Here is a 17,413-nt window from a genome sequence, read left to right on the forward strand (position 1 = left end):
CCTCGTTCATCCCACGGCATGACTCGCGGGTGAACTTGGTATTGCAGGATCGACATGGCTGACCGTGCGGAGTGAGCATTGGCGCTGTTGACGGGTTCAATCGACATTCCGCAATTTCGGGTCGTGACGGTCCTGGCGCCGATCCGACATCGCCGTAGATCTGCGGCCGGCCCAAGAACGATAGCCGTCGATTGACGCGGTCCACGGCAACGGTACCCTCAACTCAAAAAACCAAGGGAGCGAAGCATGTTCAAACTGAAGGTCTCGTTGATCGCACTGGCGTTGGCAGGTCTTACTGCGACCTCACCGGACGCACGCGCCCAGAGCAAGCCGACCATCGGCATCGCGATGCCGACCAAGTCCTCGGCGCGCTGGATCGACGACGGCAACAACATGGTCAAGGTGCTGAAGGAACGCGGCTACGGTACCGACCTGCAATATGCCGACGACGACATCCCGAACCAGCTCTCCCAGGTCGAGAACATGGTGACCAAGGGCGCCAAGGTCCTGGTCATCGCGGCAATCGACGGCACCACGCTGTCCGATGCGCTGAAGCAGGCCAAGGCCCAGGGCATCACGGTGATCGCCTATGACCGCCTGATCCGGGACACGCCGAACGTCGACTATTACGCGACCTTCGACAATTTCCAGGTCGGCGTGCTGCAGGCAGGGTCGATCGTGAATGCGCTCGGACTGAAGGACGGCAAGGGGCCCTTCAATATCGAGCTGTTCGGCGGCTCGCCCGACGACAACAACGCCTATTTCTTCTACGACGGTGCGATGTCGGTGCTGAAGCCGTATATCGACAGCGGCAAGCTTGTCGTTGCGAGCGGCCAAACGGGCATGGGTAAGGTCGCGACCTTGCGCTGGGACGGCGCGACGGCGCAGGCACGGATGGACAATCTGCTCAGCGCCTTCTACGGCAAGAAGCGCGTCGATGCGGTGCTGTCGCCCTATGACGGCCTGTCGATCGGCATCATCTCCTCCCTGAAGGGCGTCGGTTACGGCAGCAAGGATCAGCCGATGCCGTTCGTCAGCGGCCAGGATGCCGAGGTGCCCTCGATCAAGGCCATGCTGCGCGGCGAGCAATATTCGACCATCTTCAAGGACACCCGCGATCTCGCCAAGGTCACGGCCGACATGGTCGATGCCGTGCTGAGCAAGAAGGAGGTCAGTGTCAATGACACCAAGACCTACAACAACGGGGTCAAGGTGGTTCCGTCCTATCTGCTGAAGCCGGTCGTGGTGGATAAGACCAATTGGGAGAAAGTCCTGATTGACAGCGGCTACTACAAGCGTTCGCAATTCGACTAAGGCGGGCGAGCGGGGCTGATAGCGCCGAGGCCTAGTGGCGTTGCGGGATGTGATCCGATGACGGCGATGCTTGAGATGCGTAACGTCAGCAAGAGCTTTGCCGGCGTGCAGGCGCTGCGCGACGTCAATTTCACCGTGGAAGCCGGGCAGATCCATGCGCTGGTCGGTGAGAACGGCGCGGGCAAGTCGACCCTGATGAAGGTGCTGAGCGGGGTCTATCCCGCCGGCAGCTATGAAGGGTCGATCCTGTTCGACGGCGAGGAACGCCGGTTCCGCGACATCAACGACTCCGAGGCGCTGGGGATCATCATCATCCACCAGGAGCTGGCGCTGATCCCGCTGATGTCGATCGCCGAGAACATCTTTCTGTCGCGCGCGCCGTCGCGGTTCGGGGTGGTCGACCGCAATGCGGTGTACCGGCGGACGGCCGAGTTGCTGGCGCAGGTAGGCCTGCGGGAATCGCCGGACACGCTCGTCACCGATCTCGGCGTCGGCAAGCAGCAGCTGGTCGAGATCGCCAAGGCGCTGTCGAAGAAGGTGCGCCTCCTGATCCTGGACGAGCCGACCGCGAGCCTCAACGAGGCCGACAGCGCCGCGCTGCTGGACCGGCTGCTGGTATTCCGCGAGCAGGGCATCGCCTCGATCCTGATCTCGCACAAGCTCAACGAGGTCGCGCGGGTCGCCGACCGGATCACGGTGCTGCGCGACGGCCGCACCGTCGACAGCCTCGATTGCCGGACCGAGCAGGTCGACGAGGACCGGATCATCCGCAGCATGGTCAACCGCGATCTCGCGCATCGTTTCCCGGAGCGAAACGTTGCGATCGGCAATCCCGTGATGACGGTCGAGAACTGGTCGGTGTATCACCCGCTGCACACCGCCCGGCAGGTGATCAAGAACGTCGATTTCAGGGTGCGCCGTGGCGAGGTGGTCGGTATCGCCGGCCTGATGGGCGCCGGCCGCACCGAGTTCGCCATGAGCCTGTTCGGCAGGGCCTGGGGCTACAATATCTCCGGCAGGATCAGCCTTGACGGACGCGAGGCCAACCTTGCCAGCGTGCCGGCCGCGATCCATGCCGGCGTTGCCTATGTCACCGAGGACCGCAAGCAACTCGGGTTGATCCTCGCCGACGACGTCCGCAAGAATGTGACGCTGGCGAGCCTTCGCCAGGTGTCGGATCGCGGCGTGATCGACGATGTCGTCGAGCTGAAGGCCGCGAGCGATTACCGCAACCGGATGCGGATCCGATGCTCCGACGTCTATCAGGAAGCCGGACAGCTCTCAGGCGGCAACCAGCAAAAGGTGGTGCTGTCGAAATGGCTGATGACCGATCCGCAGGTGCTGCTGCTGGACGAGCCGACCCGCGGCGTCGACGTCGGGGCAAAATACGAGATCTATTGTATCATCAACGAGCTCGCGGAGGCCGGCAAAGGCGTCGTGGTGATCTCGTCGGAAATGCCGGAACTGCTCGGCATCTGCGACCGGATCTGTGTGATGAACGACGGCGCCTTCGTCGGCGAGTTCGCGAAGGGCGACGCGACGCAGGAGAAGATCATGCGCGCCATCATGCGCAATGTCAGGATGTCCGGGAACGGCGCCCACGACAGCGGGGTACGGGCGGGAGGCGGAGCACAATGACCGACAAGACGGTGTCACTTCCCGAGACTCCCAAGCATTCCGGCTTCATCAAGAACAATCTGCGCAACTACGGCATGCTGCTGTCGCTGCTCGCGATCATGCTGTTTTTCGAGATCGTGACCGACGGCACGCTGTTGCAGCCGGTCAATCTCACCAATCTCGTGCTGCAGAACAGCTACATCGTGATCATGGCGCTCGGCATGCTGCTGGTGATCGTCACCGGGCATATCGACCTTTCGGTCGGCTCGGTTGCGGGATTCGTCGGCGCGGTCGCAGCGGTGCTGATGGTGACCTATCATGTCGACTACCCGATCGCCTTCATCGTCTGTCTCTTGATCGGTGCCGCGATCGGCGCGGCGCAGGGCTACTGGGTCGCCTATTTCAAGATTCCGTCCTTCATCGTGACGCTGGCGGGCATGCTGGTGTTCAAGGGCCTTGCGCTCGCGGTGCTGCAGGGCCGGTCGGTCGGTGCCTTTTCCGCCGACCTTCCAGAAGCTGTCGTCGGGCTTCATCCCCGAGCTGTTTCCGAGCGCCGGCACGCTCTATCCGACCTCGCTTCTGATCGGCGTCGTGCTGGCGTTCGCGTTGGTGCTCGCGAGCGCCAAGAGCCGGGCGCGCGAGCAGTCGCACGGCATCGAGGTCGAGCCCTACGCGTTCTTCATCGCCAAGAGCATCGCGCTGGCGGGCGCGGTGCTCTATTTCACCTATCTGATCGCCTCGCATCGCGGCCTGCCGAACGTGCTCGTCATCATGACGGTGCTGATCGCGCTGTACGGTTTTGTCACGCGGCGGACCGTGATCGGCCGCCAGATCTATGCCGTTGGCGGCAACGCCAAGGCGGCGAAGCTCTCGGGCGTCAAGACCGAGCGGCTGACCTTCTTCACCTTCGTCAACATGGGCGTGCTGGCGGCGCTCGCCGGGCTGGTGTTTGCTGCCCGCCTCAACACCGCGACGCCGAAGGCAGGCCTCGGCTTCGAGCTCGACGTGATCGCCGCCTGCTTCATCGGCGGCGCCTCGGCCTATGGCGGCGTCGGCCGGGTCAGCGGCGCAGTGGTCGGTGCCATGATCATGGGCGTGATGAACAACGGCATGTCGATCCTCGGCATCGGCATCGATTATCAGCAAGTGATCAAGGGCCTCGTCCTGCTGGGCGCCGTCTGCATCGATGTCTACAACCAGCGCCGTTGATTGCCGCGCAGTCATGATCCTGCGATAGGATGCCGGCGCAACGCAGGAGAATGCCGCGTGAAACTGTCCCATGCCGATGCGCAAAATATCGGAAACATCCTCGCCGAGGTCGGCCGCACCGAGATCATGCCGCGGTTCCGCCGTGTGCGGGAGATCGAGGTCCGCACCAAGACATCGGCATTCGACGTGGTGACCGAAGCCGACGAACTTGCCGAGCAGGCGATCTCGGCGGCGTTGCTCCGGGCGTTTCCGAATGCGGTCGTGATCGGCGAGGAGGGCACGGCACGCGATCCGGCCGCGCTCGATCAGTTCGGAACCGCTGAGCTTGCCTTCATCATCGATCCGATCGACGGCACGAGGAATTTTACGTCGAGCCTGCCGCTGTTCGGCACAATGGTGGCCGCCACGATGCGCGGCGAGATCGTGTTCGGCGCGATCCATGACCCGGTCAGCAACGACACTGCGTTCGCGCTGCGCGGCGAGGGGGCGTGGCTCGAAATGCCGGACGGCAGGCGGCATGATTTGAAGGTGGCCCCGGCCGTGCCGGTCAAGCAAATGGAAGCGGTGATCGGCGTCAACTTCCTGCCTGAGCCGCTGCGGGCAATTGTCGCCGGCAATCTGTCCAGGCTTGGCGTCAGCGCCTGGCTTCGATGCGCCGCGCACGAGTACCGCATGGCGGCGTCGGGCCATTGCCATCTCTTGTTCTACAACAAGCTGATGCCGTGGGATCATGCCGCGGGCTGGCTGTTGCATCGCGAGGCCGGCGGCTACAGCGCACACTTCGACGGATCGCCCTACAAGCCGGTCAATCTGACCGGCGGCTTGCTCTGCGCGCCCGACGAAGCGAGCTGGCATGCGGCACAGCAGGCGATCCTGACGCCGGCAGGGTAGGGTGGGACGTGCGTGAGTTCTGATTCAACTGTCAAACAGCTCGTCCGTGTCGTGACCCGCGCATGCGTCGCCACTAACCCCGTCATCCCCGCGCAAAGGCTTCGCCTTTGTCGCTGGAGGAGCGCGTAGCGCGTCTCGAAGGATGCACGGCCCCACTGTGGCCGATTCATCCTTCGAAGCTCGCCGAAGAGGCTCGCACCTCAGGATGACTGGTCGGATAGGGTTCAACTGTCGAACAGCCTGTGCGGTGTCGTCCCTGCGAAAGCAGGGACCCATAACCACAGGACTGGATTGTTGGAATGAGCTGTGGCTCAAGCTCCGCAAGCCAATTCGCATTCGTGGCTGGGTCCCGGCTCAAGGCCGGGGACGACGGTGAGGATGGTTCTCGATTCAAGTTGTCACACCACGCGATGTCACCACCCGCGCAGGCGGGTGATCCAATATTCCAGAGGCGCCTGTGCTTGAGCCGAGAGGCCGCGGCGTACTGGATCGCCCGGTCGAGCCGGGCGACGACAGTTGAGGACGGGGCGCAGCTTTGCATTCTCGCGACATGAATTGCCCGAGCTTTGCCGTTCGTTTCGCTCTCTCTTGAGCAGAGGGCGCAGGGAAAGCCGGGTGCCGATCGCACCCATGTTAGCGACCGGAGGCACCACCTCAAGGCATGATGCCCGGTGGCACTATTCGCTGCCGACCTCGCCGGTGATGATGTTGCCGAACAGCTTCCAGCTCTCGCCTTCGAACCGCATCAGCTGCGACTGTTCGATCGGACGGAAGTCAGTCGCGCTGGTGTTGATCCTGATCCCGGGCAGGATCATCTTCGGCGCAAAGTCCTTCAGGCCGGCAGCCTGCTTCATCACGTTCTCGCGTGTGAGATCATCGCCGCACTGCCTCAGCACCTGCGCGAGCGTTTGCGCGGCGGCGTAGCCATAGACGTGATTGCCGTTGGTCTTGTCGCCGTCGGGCATGTACTTGTCCATGAACGCCCGCCATTCCCTGGTTTCGGCATCGTCATTCCAGATCGTGTCGGTCGGATCCTTGAGGTGGGCGACCGAGATAATGCCCTGCGAATGCTCGATGCCGGCGGCGCGCATCACCGAGGCGACCGACGTCGCGGTGGAGGTCAGGAAGAAGGTCGGCTTCCAGCCGAGTTCGGCGACCTTCTTGATGGTCTGCGCCGCGCCCTTCGGCGCCGCCCAGGTGAACAGGATGTCGGCGCCGGAGGCGCGCAGCGCCACGATCTGCGAATCCAGCGTCGGATCGGTCAGCTCGTAGGACTTGTCGGCGACGATCATGCTGGCTGCCTTGTCACCAAGGCCGTCGCGCAGCCCCTTGAGCGCATCCTTGCCGGCATCGTCGTTCTGCCAGAGCACCGCGATCTTGCCGTTCGGGAATTTGTCGAGGATGTATCTGGCATAGATCCGCCCCTCGCTCTGGTAGTTCGGCTGCCAGCCCATCGTCCAGGGAAAGCCCTGGGGATCACCGAAGCGCGTCGCACCCGATGCGACGAAGAGGTGAGGGACCTTCTTGCCGTTGAGATATTTCTGGATCGCGACATTGGGCGCGGTGCCGAGCGGCTGGAACACCAGCAGCACCTCATCGCCCTCGACCAGCTTGCGTGCCTGCTCGACCGATTTCGGCGGCGAGAAGCCGTCGTCGTAGCTCACGAAGTTGATCTTGCGTCCGTTGATGCCGCCCTGGTCGTTGATCATCTTGAAATAGGCAGCCTCGGTCCGGCCGATCGCGCCGTAGGCCGAAGCGGGGCCGCTATAGGGCATGATGTTGCCGATCTTGATCTCGGTATCCGAGACCCCTGGGCCGTAGTTCTTCTGCGCGAGCGCCGGCGACAGTGCGCCGATCGTTACCGCGGCCGCCAGGCACGCGCGAAGACAAAATCCGTCCAACATTCCTCACTCACTCCCTGATTGTCCGCTGATCGCCTTGTGACGTGCGCGCGGGGCCCCTTGCCGAGGGCCGGCGCGTTGACGTCCGGCGACAATTATCGTATGCGCTTCCGGTCTGGAAACGTTTCCAGACTAGCGCGCGTTGCCACCGATGGCAATATTCCTGCGGCCTGAGAGATGTGACAAATGAGCAGACTGGAGCAGACGAGCCCGGACCATGGCGCGAGGCCGCCGCTGGTCGCCGAATGCGATGCCGTCGTGGTCGGTGCCGGCTTCGGCGGGCTCTATGCGATCTATCGGTTGCGCGAGCTCGGGCTGAAGGTGATCGGCATCGAGGCGGCGTCCGACGTCGGCGGCACCTGGTACTGGAATCGCTATCCCGGCGCGCGCTGCGACATACCGAGCCTGTTCTATTCCTACAGCTGGTCGGAGGAGCTGCGGCAGGAATGGCGCTGGAGCGAGAAATACGCCGCCCAGCCGGAGATCCTGCACTACGCGCAGCACGTCGCCGACCGGTTCGATCTGCGCTCCCTGATTCGCTTCGACACCCGTGTGACAAGCGCCGATTGGGACGAAGAAGGCGAGAGCTGGACGTTGCGCACCGATCGCGGCGATTGCATCGTCGCATCGACTTGCGTGATGGCGACCGGCAATCTCTCGGTGCCCAACAAGCCGAAGCTCGCGGGCCTCGCGCGTTTTCGTGGACCGGTCTATCACACCGGGCAGTGGCCGCATCGGGAGATCGATTTTTCCGGCTTGCGCGTTGCCGTGATCGGTACCGGCTCGTCGGGTGTACAGACGATCCCGATGGTCGCGAAGGCGGCGAGCCACCTGACCGTATTCCAGCGCACGCCGAACTATTCTGTGCCTGCACGGAATGCGCCGCTGTCCGAAGCCGACATCGCTGCCGCCGAGCCCGTGATCGCGAAATATCGCGAGAGCCTCGAGACGCCGGAGTTCGGGCGGGTGCCCGCGAATGCCTTCGACGCGCCGGTGCCCGGGCGGGACGTGCAATGGGCGCGCTATGAGCAGCTGTGGGAGCAGGGCGGCGGCGGCATCCTGACCGCGTTCCCGAACATCCTGACCGACGAGGCCGTCAACGACGTCGCCTGCGACTTCGTGCGCGACAAGATCCGCGGCATCGTGCACGACAGGGCGACGGCGGAGGCACTGTCACCGCAGGATTATCCGCTCGGCGTCAAGCGCATCTGTATCGATACCGGTTATTTCGCGACCTACAATCTGCCGCACGTCGAGCTGGTCGATCTGCGCGCGGAGCCGCTGACGACAGTCATCGAGACCGGCGTCGAGACCGCGACGCGGTCCTTTACGCTCGATGCACTGGTGCTGGCGACGGGCTATGACGCGATGACCGGGGCGCTCGCCGCGATGCAGATCCGCGGGCGGGATGGCGCGACCCTGAACGAGGCCTGGGCCGACGGGCCCAGCGCCTATCTCGGCCTGATGGTGTCGGGCTTTCCGAACCTGTTTGTCGTGACCGGGCCGGGCAGCCCGTCGGTGATCGGCAATGTGATCCATGCCTGCGAGAACCATGTCGAGTGGATCACGGCCTGTCTCGACAACATGCGCGCCAAGGGATTGACGCGGATCGAGCCGGAACGCGACGCCGAGCGGGCCTGGATGGCGCATGTCGCCGACGCCGCCAGCCGCACGCTCTATCCGAAGGCGAATTCCTGGTACCAGGGCGCCAACATCGCCGGCAAGCCGCGGGTGTTCATGCCCTATGTCGGTCAGGGCTACCGCCACCGCATCGCGCAGATCGCGCAGCGCGATTATGAGGGTTTCGTGCTGCGCTGAGATTAGCGCGACCGCGGTCTCGCTCCGTCATTGAGAGGGGCGATAGCCGGCAATGACGAAATGCTGGAACCGTTTCCAGACTGGACAGATGAGAGGATTGCGAATGGAAATCAAGCGCGCAGGATCGATCGCAAGCCGGCGCGGCAGCGCCGATTGGTTCAGCGGCACGGTATGGGCTGACGGGATCGTCAATGCACCCGCACCCGCGCGTGTGCAGGCCGCGCGCGTCACCTTCGAGCCGGGTGCGCGTACGGCGTGGCACATCCATCCGCTCGGCCAGACGCTCTACGTCACAGCCGGCGCCGGATATGTGCAGAGCTGGGACGGCCCGATCCGCATGATCCGTCCAGGTGACGTGGTATGGATTCCGCCGGGCGAGAAGCATTGGCACGGCGCGGCGCCAACCACGGGCATGAGCCATATCGCGATCCACGAAGCGCTCGACGGCGACTACGCGACCTGGATGGAGCACGTCTCGGACGCGCAATACGCAGCGGCGCCACTGGCCGATTGATCGCCGCGGCGTTACTGCCGCCCCCGCGCGGGCGTTGCCGGCGCGGCGCAGGAATGGCGCAGGATGAGGCGCGTCGGCAGGAACACCGGGGCGCTGCTGCCGGCTTTGTCGGGCTCGCGGATCCGCTCCAGCAACAGCCGCGCGGCGGTACGGCCGACCTCGTTCATGTCCCAGCTCAGGGCTGAGATTGCGGGCGTCGCATGGCGGGCGAGGTCGGTGTCGCCGCTGCACACGATCGATACGTCCTGCGGATAGCGCAGGCCGTTGCTGGTGATCGCCTCCAGCACTTCGGCCAGCATGCTGGTGCCGAGCGAGATGATCGCGGTCGGCGGTTTTGTCATTTGCAGCAGCTGGCACACCGAGCTGAAGGCGGTGTTGGCGCCCTGCATGTGCGGGCGGATCAGGGTTGGATCGACCTCGATCTTCGCCTCCTGATGCGCCTGCCGGTAGCCCGCAAGCCGTTCCGAGCTCGGCAGCACCGCATCACTTCCGGTCAGCAACGCGATCCGGCGATGGCCGAGGCCGATCAGATAGCGCGTCGCCTCCAGCGCGCCGCCGCGGTGATCGACGCGAACCATGACGCTATCGGGTACCTCGCGGTCGACGGTGACGCAGGGCAGGTCGAGCGTCGCCAGTCCCTTCATGAAATCCTTGTGGGAAAAATCAATTGTCGCCGGCGAACAGCAGCAATCCATCCATCTGGCGCCGGCGCACCGCAGACAAGAACGCCGCCTCGCGCGCCTCCTCATGCTTGGTCGCCGCCAGCATCAGGAGGAAGCCGGCGCGCTGGAATTCCTCCTCCGCCGCGCTCACCATGCCGGTGTAGTGCGGGTTGGAGAAATCGGCCACCATGCAGCCGATCGTATTCGACGCCCGCGAGCGCAGCGCCTGCGCCGCCTGGTCGGGCTCGAACCCGAGGCGCTTCACGGCGCGCATGATGCGGGCATGCAGTTCCGCGCTGGTGTAGATGCCGCCATTGAGCGTGCGGCTGACGCTTGAGACGGAGACGCCGGCCTCGGCCGCGACGTCACGAATCGTCGGTCGTGTCCGCCGCGTCTTGGTCATCGGTGGTCGGGCCCTGTCGGTTCGGCATCGCTGAACCTAATCAGGCCCCGCCGCGAATCTCAAATGATTCCTGTCGCCATCGTGGTGGCGTCACGCCGATGCGGGCCGGTCGAAATAGGCGAACGCGGCGCTGGTCAGGCTGCCAAGCAGCGACCAGAACACCAGGCTGGTCAGCGTGACCGCGACCACGAACTGATGCGACAATGACGAGGGCACATTGGTCTCGATATGCTCCAGCTCGGGCGCGCCGATCAAATGCGGCAGCATGATCAGGACGACGCCGGCGATGGCGGCCGGCATCGAACGCCGAAAGACGATCAGCCCGAGGCCGGCCGATGTCGCCAGCACCGCCGTCACCCACCAAATCTGACGTGACATCAGTGGTGCGGCGGGGACCCCCGGCAGTTCAGGCGGCAGCCCAAGGCCCGGCGCAATCGTGAAAACGGCAAAGCCTGCGAGGCCCCACATCAGGCCTTCGTGCCACGAGATCGGCTCGCCGGTCGCGCCGCTGCGCACCGAAAAGAAGCCGCAAAGCAGCAGCGCAAAGCCGATCGCGGTCAGGATGTTCGCTCCCGCGGTATAGAGATTGCGCTCCAGACCGTCGCGCGGCTCCCACGCCTCGGTGCCATGATCATGATCCGCATGATCGTGGATGAGGATGGCCCGCGGTGGCGCGGCGGCTTCGTGCTTGTGCTCGGCCGCCTTCTCATAGACCTCGGCCTTGAGGATCAGCGGGACGGTGCCGAACTGCTGGACCGCTGTGACGATCAGGCCAACGATGAATCCGGCAATGACCGAGGAGAAGACGATCGAGCGAAACGTGCTCATGCCGACGAGATCAGTGGCAGGGGAATGCGTTGGAATGGCGCACATCGTGCGCGGCGTTGTGGATCACGTCGATGTGCGAGAAGCCGACCACTCCGACAATGAACAGGCCGAGCGACATCGCCATCAGGGATTGCGAAAGCCGTCCGACCTGTCGGGCGGCGACCGGCAGATGCGTGACCTGGGATTGCATGACCTGGGATTGCATGACCTGGGTTTGTGCGGCCGGGGACTGGCTCATGGTCGTTCTCCACGTTCGATTTGGTCGGCTTCTAGCAGCTTTCGAGCGATGTCGCGACTGGTAAGATGCAGATTTGTTCCAAGGGGGATGCGCTTGCGCAGGATCTTGGCGCGTGCCGCGGCCCTGAACGCGTCTTCAAACCGCGCGAAATAGCCGAGGCAGCCTTCCGGCGTCGGGTCGGCGCCAAGCAATGTTCGAAACGCGCCCCGATGTACCGCGCAGATGGCGCCGTGCTCAGGGATGGGAAAAACCAGGGAGGCGATGTCGGCGCGCCAGTGGGCGGCGCTGTTCGAGGCGCCGCTGCCGCTCGGAGGTTGGTCAGCGCCGGATGGTGAATTCATCCGGACCTCGTCGTGATTCCCACTTCGCCTGCTCGAGCTCCGGACGGTCGCATTCCACCTGGGGGTAACCGATGCAGAGGTAGCCGATGAATTTCCACGTGTCAGGTATCTCCAGAATCTCGTGAACGCGGCCTGGATTGAAGATCGAGACCCAGCCGAGCCCGATGCCTTCCGCGCGCGCGGCAAGCCACATCGAGCAGATCGCGGCGACCACCGAATATTCTGTCGTCTCCGGCATCGTCGCGCGCCCGAGACCGGAGCCGATGCGGTTGGTCTTTTCGGCAAACACGGCCAGATGGCCGGGCGCCTCTTCGAGGCCGGATAGTTTCAATGCGGCATATTTTGCTGCACGCTCACCGGAATAGGATCGCAGCGCGTCGGCGTTGCAGCTCTTGAAGTCCTCGATCACCGCGCGGCGCCGTGCCGCATCGTCGACAATGACGAACCGCCAGGGTTGGCTCAACCCGACCGAAGGCGACAGGCAGGCGATCTCGATCAGCCGCTCCATCGTGCCGTCCGGCAGCGGATCGGCTAAGAAGCGCCGCACGTCGCGCCGCCACACGAACAGTTCGTGCAGTTGCCGACGAAACGCCTCGTCGAATGCGACCGTCGCGGGGCCTTTGGCGGGATCGATCGTGTTGCTCATTTCAGCTTCATCGGCAGGCCCGCAACGACGAACTCGACCTCGTCCGCCACGCCGGCAAAGCTCTGGTTCATGAGACCTGCGGCGTCGCGGAAGGTCCGCGCCAGTGCGTTGTCAGGCACGATGCCGAGGCCAACCTCGTTGGTGACCATGATGACCGGGCTGCGCTGGCGCGCCAGCGCGTCCGCCAGCCGCGCGACTTCCTGCGACCAGTCGCGCTCGGCATGCAGCAGGTTGGACAGCCAAAGCGTCAGGCAATCGACCAGCCTTGCGCCGCTGCCATCGGTCTCGGCCAGCGCCGCCACGAGGTCGAGCGGCACCTCGCGTTCGATCCAGTCGCTGCCGCGGCGCGCACGATGCCTGGCGATGCGCTCATCCATTTCCGCGTCGAGCGCCTCGGCGGTCGCAACATAGACCGGCTGACCTGGAAAGCTGCGCGCGCGCAATTCGGCACGCCGGCTTTTTCCGGACCGGGCTCCGCCGGTGATCAGAATGACGGCCATAGGGTCTCCTGTCGCGAACCGGTATCCGCTTCGCCTCGAAAACGCTCTAACCACCAATCGCGGCAAAAGACAAAGCCGAAATCCGCCATGGAGGGCTTGCACTCGGCCGACGTCTTGCGCATCAGGGGGATCGCGGCGAGGAGAGGTGCGTGGGTTTTGCGGGAGCAATGGCTGTGGCGATGGCTGTGGACGCCTTGATCGGCTGGCCGGATTGGCTGTTTGCCCGCATCGGCCATCCCGTGACCTGGCTCGGCCGGCTGATCCATCTGGTCGATACCGCCTGGAACCGGGCCTCCGATCCGCCGGCGTTTCGGCGCATCGCCGGTGTCGCGGCTGCCATCCTGGTGTTCACGCTGGCAACGGCGCTGGGTTGGGCCGTGCAGTCTTTGCTCCCATCCGGATGGGTTCGCGTCGTCCTTGTCGGTGTGCTGGCGTGGCCGCTGGTGGCGCTGCGCTCGCTGCATGACCATGTCGCCGCGGCGGCAAATCCGCTTGTCTCCGGCGACATCGGGGCCGCGCGTGCGGCGGTCGCACAAATTGTCGGACGCGATCCCGCAACGCTCGACGACGCCGGCATCGCGCGCGCGAGCATCGAGAGCCTTGCCGAGAATGCATCCGACGGCATCGTGGCGCCGGTGTTCTGGGGTGCGCTGTTCGGCCTGCCGGGAATCCTTGGCTACAAGGCGATCAACACACTGGATTCCATGATCGGTCATCGCACCGAGCGGCATGAAGCCTTCGGCTGGGCCGCTGCGCGGATCGACGATCTCGCCAATCTCGCTCCGGCACGGCTGACCGGCCTGCTGTTCGTGCTGCTTGCGCCGCGCTTCTCGCAGGCGTGGTCGTGCATGCTGCGCGACGCAAGCCGCCATCGCTCGCCGAATGCCGGATGGCCGGAAGCTGCGATGGCCGGCGCGCTCGGTGTGCGGCTTAGCGGGCCCCGCATCTATCACGGCAGCATCGCGAACGAGCCCTGGCTGAACGAAGGCGCGCGCGATCCGGCTGCCGCGGATGTCCTCACCGGGCTGAAACTCTATCGTTACGCCATGATGCTGTTGGCCGCGGCGTTCGTGGCCCTGGCGCTGGCGTGAAGGAGCGGCGCATGCGCGAGCATGGCGGAAATCTCGATGTCGCCCAGCAGCACTTCGGCGGCGCCGCGGAGGATTGGATCGACCTGTCGACGGGGATCAACCGGGTGCCTTATCCTGGCGTCGATGTCGAGCTGCGGCAATGGAGTGCGTTGCCTTCGCGATCCGATATCGAGTCGCTGCAGAACGCCGCGCGGCAGGCCTACCGCACCGACGCGCCTATCGTGGCGATGGGCGGTGCGCAGGCCGCAATTCAGTCGTTGCCGCATCTGGCGCCGCGCGGGCGGGCACGGATCCTTGCGCCGACCTACAATGAGTATGCCGGGATGTTGTCGGCCGCCGGTTGGGACGTGACCGAGGTGTCCGATCTCGCAGCGCTTGCGGGAGCGGACATTGGCATCGTCGTTAATCCGAACAATCCGGATGGCAGGTGCCATGATCGGCACGAACTGCTCGCGCTGCTGCCGCGCGTTGGCCGGCTCGTCATTGACGAGAGTTTTGCAGACGCTGTACCCGACCTGTCAGTTGCAGGAGAGGCCGGACAATCCGGGCTCCTGATCCTGCGCTCATTCGGCAAGTTTTACGGACTTGCGGGCTTGCGGCTCGGCTTCGCTATCGGCAGCGGGCCGGATATCGCCGCGCTTGCGGCGATGGCAGGCCCATGGCCGGTTTCGGGTGCAGCAATTGCGATTGGACGGCGCGCGCTGCTCGATCGCGACTGGGCGAGGGCGACGACCGCACGGCTGGCGGACGACTGCGTCAGGCTCGATGCGAAAGCGCAATCGCGGGGCTGGACGCTGCTCGGCGGCACGTCGCTGTTTCGTCTCTACGAGACCGGCGACGCGCTGGCCGCGCAGGACAAGCTTGCCCGCGGCCAGATCTGGTCGCGCGTCTTCCAGCAAAAGCCGGGATGGTTGCGCCTCGGTCTGCCGGGCAGCGAGGCCGAATGGTCCCGTCTTGCCGCCGTGTTGTCGCGTTGATGGTTTAGCGCGCCAGCGCGAGCAGGCCCTCGACATCGAGATGGGCCTCGATGTGCTCGGCGAGTGCGTCGAGCGCGCTCTCGACCCTGGCGCCATACGGCTGATCCGCCGCAGGAATATCGAGCCGCGCAAGGAACGCCTTGCGAAATCCGTCCGAGGCGAACAGGCCGTGCAGATAGCTGCCGTGAACGCGCCCGTCACCCGACATGGCACCTTCCGGCGAGCCGTCAAGCATTGAAAAGGGCCGCGCGCGATCCGGGCCATCGGTGCGTCCGATGTGAATTTCGTAGGCGCTGATCGGCTGATGGGTCGCAGCGTGCACCGCGCTGACGCGGGTCAGCGTCTTCTGTTCGGTCATGGTCGTCGTGACGTCGAGAAGTCCGAGGCCGCGCGTTTCGCCGGCGAGTCCCTCGATCCCATCAGGGTCGGCGACGCTCTGCCCAAGCATCTGGTATCCGCCGCACAGGCCGAGGATGTGGGCCGCCGCGGCGATGATGCGCCAGCAGGTCGATGTCCCAGCCTTGCGCGCGCAGGAAGGCGAGATCGCCGCGGGTCGATTTCGAGCCGGGCAGGATGACGAGCTTCGCGTCGCCCGGAATGGCTTCACCCGGCCGCACCATCACGAGATCGACGCCGGGTTCGAGCTTCAGCGGATCGAGGTCATCGAAGTTGGCGATCCGCGACAGCGCCAGAAACGCGATCTTGCACTGGCCGGGCTTGCGCGCGTCGCCAAGCCCGAGCGCGTCTTCGGCCGGAAGCTCGCCGGCGCGAACGAACCAGGGCAGCACGCCGAAGCCGCGCCACGCGGTTCGGGCTTCGATCAGCCGGTAGCCGTCGTCGAACAGCGTCGGATCGCCACGGAATTTGTTGATGACAAAACCCTGGATCATCGCAGCATCATCGGGGTCGATCACCGCCTGGATGCCGACGAGCTGCGCGATGACGCCGCCGCGGTCGATGTCGCCGACCAAGACCACGGGCACGTCGGCCCTGCGCGCAAAGCCCATATTGGCGATATCGGACTTGCGCAAATTGACCTCGGCGGGGCTGCCGGCGCCTTCGACCAGCACCAGGTCGGCGCGCGCCTTCAGGCGCCCAAAGCTCTCCAGCACCGCGCCCATCAGCGATGGCTTCATGGCGGCATATTCGCGCGCGCGGGCGGTCGCGATCCGCTTGCCGTGCACGATGACCTGCGCGCCGACGTCGGTCTCCGGCTTCAGCAGCACCGGGTTCATGTCGGTGTGCGGCTCGACGTCGGCGGCGAGCGCCTGCAAGGCCTGCGCGCGTCCGATCTCGCCGCCGTCGACGGTCACGGCGGCGTTGTTCGACATGTTCTGCGGCTTGAACGGCAGCACGCGCAGGCCGCGCCGTTTCGCGGCACGCGCGAGGCCGGCGACGATGAGCGACTTGCCCACGTCCGAGCCGGCTCCCTGGATCATCAATGCGCGCGCCATGGCAATAGCAGTCAGAACTCGACGCCCGGCTGGGCCTTGATGCCGGAGCGGAAGGGGTGCTTCACCAGCGTCATCTCGGTGACGAGATCGGCAATCTCGATCAATTCGTCCTTGGCGTTGCGCCCGGTGAGCACGACATGCGTCATCGGCGGCTTCGACGTGGTCAGGAAGTCGACGACATCGGCGATCGCCAGATAATCGTAACGGAGCGCGATGTTGATCTCGTCGAGCACCACCATCCGCAGGCTCGGGTCTGCGATCAGCTGCTTGGCTTTTTCCCAGCCGGCCTGCGCTGCCGCGATGTCGCGGGCGCGGTCCTGCGTCTCCCAGGTAAAGCCTTCGCCCATCGCGTGGAATTGACAGAGATCGCCGAAATGCCCGGTGAGCAGCCGGCGCTCGCCGGTATCCCAGGCGCCCTTGATGAATTGCACCACGGCGCAGGGAAAGCCGTGCGCCACGCAGCGCACGATCATGCCGAAGGCGGAGGACGATTTTCCTTTGCCGGCGCCGGTATGAACGATGATCAGGCCCTTTTCACCGCTCTTGGTCGCCATGATCTTGTCGCGGGCGACCTTCTTTTTCGCCATTTTGGCCGCATGCCGCGCTTCCAATGAAGGGTCGGCGCCGACGGCGCCATCTTCAGCGTCGTTTCCATCAGAAATCATCACGGTCCTTCGGCTTGACAAGTGCGAGGCCAGGACGAATGGTGACCCCGCGTTGGTTCCTGTCCTACGACAGGCGAAGAGGGAATGCGATAGGGCTCGGACCGCAAGGTTTGCCCGAAGCGCAGCCGCCCCCGCGACCGTGACCGGAGAGATGCCCAAGCCACTGATTCCCTGATGGAGTCGGGAAGGTGGGCATCACGGGAGAAATCCTACTCCGCAAGCCGGGAGACCTGCCGACGCAGTGTGTTTGAGACCGGCGGACGGGGTGTTCCGCGACGGGGAACGAACCTGTTCACGTCAGGTTCGTGTGCCTCATCGCTTCCCGCAGTCAATCCAGGAAGGGC

16 protein-coding genes, 2 pseudogenes and 1 riboswitch are annotated in these 17,413 nt (G+C 64.8%); of the genes and pseudogenes, 8 read left to right on the top strand and 10 right to left on the bottom strand.

Annotated features, from left to right (window positions below; genetic code table 11):
- Positions 1-246: 246 nt before the first annotated feature.
- The 4 genes and pseudogenes from chvE to ACVWW1_RS45885 all read left to right on the top strand — a co-directional run bounded on the left by chvE (position 247) and on the right by ACVWW1_RS45885 (position 5,031).
- Entirely contained in the window at positions 247-1,314 is a 1,068-nt protein-coding gene (chvE, locus tag ACVWW1_RS45870) for a multiple monosaccharide ABC transporter substrate-binding protein (protein ID WP_456660430.1), read from the top strand.
- A gap of 57 nt (positions 1,315-1,371) precedes the next feature.
- Positions 1,372-2,952, top strand: a complete 1,581-nt coding sequence (gene mmsA, locus ACVWW1_RS45875) for a multiple monosaccharide ABC transporter ATP-binding protein (RefSeq protein ID WP_456660431.1) — start codon at positions 1,372-1,374, stop codon at positions 2,950-2,952.
- Positions 2,949-4,140 (top strand): annotated as a pseudogene (mmsB, locus tag ACVWW1_RS45880) (multiple monosaccharide ABC transporter permease). The gene mmsA and the pseudogene mmsB overlap by 4 nt, the downstream one beginning before the upstream one ends.
- Positions 4,141-4,197: 57 nt before the next feature.
- On the top strand, positions 4,198-5,031 hold the full coding sequence (locus tag ACVWW1_RS45885) for an inositol monophosphatase family protein (RefSeq protein ID WP_456660432.1): 834 nt from the start codon (positions 4,198-4,200) through the stop codon (positions 5,029-5,031).
- A 677-nt stretch (positions 5,032-5,708) separates the two neighbouring features.
- On the opposite strand, the gene ACVWW1_RS45890 is transcribed toward ACVWW1_RS45885, so the two are convergent.
- Positions 5,709-6,935, bottom strand: a complete 1,227-nt coding sequence (locus ACVWW1_RS45890; protein WP_456660433.1) for an ABC transporter substrate-binding protein — start codon at positions 6,933-6,935, stop codon at positions 5,709-5,711.
- A gap of 183 nt (positions 6,936-7,118) precedes the next feature.
- On the opposite strand from ACVWW1_RS45890, the gene ACVWW1_RS45895 reads away from it, so the two are divergent.
- Positions 7,119-8,750: a flavin-containing monooxygenase gene (locus ACVWW1_RS45895; protein ID WP_456660434.1), complete on the top strand. Its 1,632-nt coding sequence runs from the start codon at positions 7,119-7,121 to the stop codon at positions 8,748-8,750.
- A 103-nt stretch (positions 8,751-8,853) separates the two neighbouring features.
- Positions 8,854-9,264, top strand: a complete 411-nt coding sequence (locus tag ACVWW1_RS45900) for a (R)-mandelonitrile lyase (RefSeq protein WP_456660435.1) — start codon at positions 8,854-8,856, stop codon at positions 9,262-9,264.
- Between the two features lie 11 nt (positions 9,265-9,275).
- On the opposite strand, the gene ACVWW1_RS45905 is transcribed toward ACVWW1_RS45900, so the two are convergent.
- The 7 genes from ACVWW1_RS45905 to cobU form a co-directional block, all read right to left on the bottom strand.
- Positions 9,276-9,908, bottom strand: coding sequence for a substrate-binding domain-containing protein (locus ACVWW1_RS45905; RefSeq protein ID WP_456660436.1), 633 nt, complete (start codon positions 9,906-9,908; stop codon positions 9,276-9,278).
- 19 nt (positions 9,909-9,927) lie between these two features.
- The gene (locus tag ACVWW1_RS45910; RefSeq protein ID WP_456660437.1) at positions 9,928-10,329 is read right to left on the bottom strand and encodes a LacI family DNA-binding transcriptional regulator; all 402 of its coding nucleotides are present in this window, start codon (positions 10,327-10,329) and stop codon (positions 9,928-9,930) included.
- A gap of 90 nt (positions 10,330-10,419) precedes the next feature.
- Positions 10,420-11,157, bottom strand: coding sequence for a CbtA family protein (locus ACVWW1_RS45915; protein WP_456660438.1), 738 nt, complete (start codon positions 11,155-11,157; stop codon positions 10,420-10,422).
- 10 nt (positions 11,158-11,167) lie between these two features.
- Positions 11,168-11,347, bottom strand: a complete 180-nt coding sequence (locus ACVWW1_RS45920; protein ID WP_176535112.1) for a CbtB domain-containing protein — start codon at positions 11,345-11,347, stop codon at positions 11,168-11,170.
- Positions 11,348-11,391: 44 nt separating this feature from the next.
- Positions 11,392-11,736: a hypothetical protein gene (locus ACVWW1_RS45925; protein WP_456660439.1), complete on the bottom strand. Its 345-nt coding sequence runs from the start codon at positions 11,734-11,736 to the stop codon at positions 11,392-11,394.
- Positions 11,714-12,382 carry a 5,6-dimethylbenzimidazole synthase gene (bluB, locus tag ACVWW1_RS45930; RefSeq protein WP_456660440.1) on the bottom strand — a complete coding sequence of 223 codons (669 nt, stop codon included), beginning with the start codon at positions 12,380-12,382 and terminating at the stop codon, positions 11,714-11,716. The genes ACVWW1_RS45925 and bluB overlap by 23 nt, the downstream gene beginning before the upstream one ends.
- Complete coding sequence (cobU, locus tag ACVWW1_RS45935) at positions 12,379-12,882, bottom strand: bifunctional adenosylcobinamide kinase/adenosylcobinamide-phosphate guanylyltransferase (RefSeq protein WP_456660441.1); 504 nt, start codon at positions 12,880-12,882, stop codon at positions 12,379-12,381. The genes bluB and cobU overlap by 4 nt, the downstream gene beginning before the upstream one ends.
- A 149-nt stretch (positions 12,883-13,031) precedes the next feature.
- Between cobU and cbiB the strand changes: the two genes are divergently transcribed.
- Positions 13,032-13,973, top strand: coding sequence for an adenosylcobinamide-phosphate synthase CbiB (gene cbiB / locus ACVWW1_RS45940; protein WP_456660442.1), 942 nt, complete (start codon positions 13,032-13,034; stop codon positions 13,971-13,973).
- Between the two features lie 11 nt (positions 13,974-13,984).
- On the top strand, positions 13,985-14,950 hold the full coding sequence (gene cobD, locus ACVWW1_RS45945; protein WP_456660443.1) for a threonine-phosphate decarboxylase CobD: 966 nt from the start codon (positions 13,985-13,987) through the stop codon (positions 14,948-14,950).
- Between the two features lie 4 nt (positions 14,951-14,954).
- On the opposite strand, the pseudogene ACVWW1_RS45950 reads toward cobD, so the two are convergent.
- A pseudogene (locus ACVWW1_RS45950) lies at positions 14,955-16,404 on the bottom strand (cobyric acid synthase).
- Between the two features lie 11 nt (positions 16,405-16,415).
- Entirely contained in the window at positions 16,416-17,069 is a 654-nt protein-coding gene (cobO, locus tag ACVWW1_RS45955; RefSeq protein ID WP_456660444.1) for a cob(I)yrinic acid a,c-diamide adenosyltransferase, read from the bottom strand.
- A gap of 36 nt (positions 17,070-17,105) precedes the next feature.
- A riboswitch (cobalamin riboswitch) is annotated at positions 17,106-17,321 on the top strand.
- Positions 17,322-17,413 lie beyond the last annotated feature (92 nt).

It is taken from the genome of Bradyrhizobium sp. JR3.5 (genome assembly GCF_054057015.1).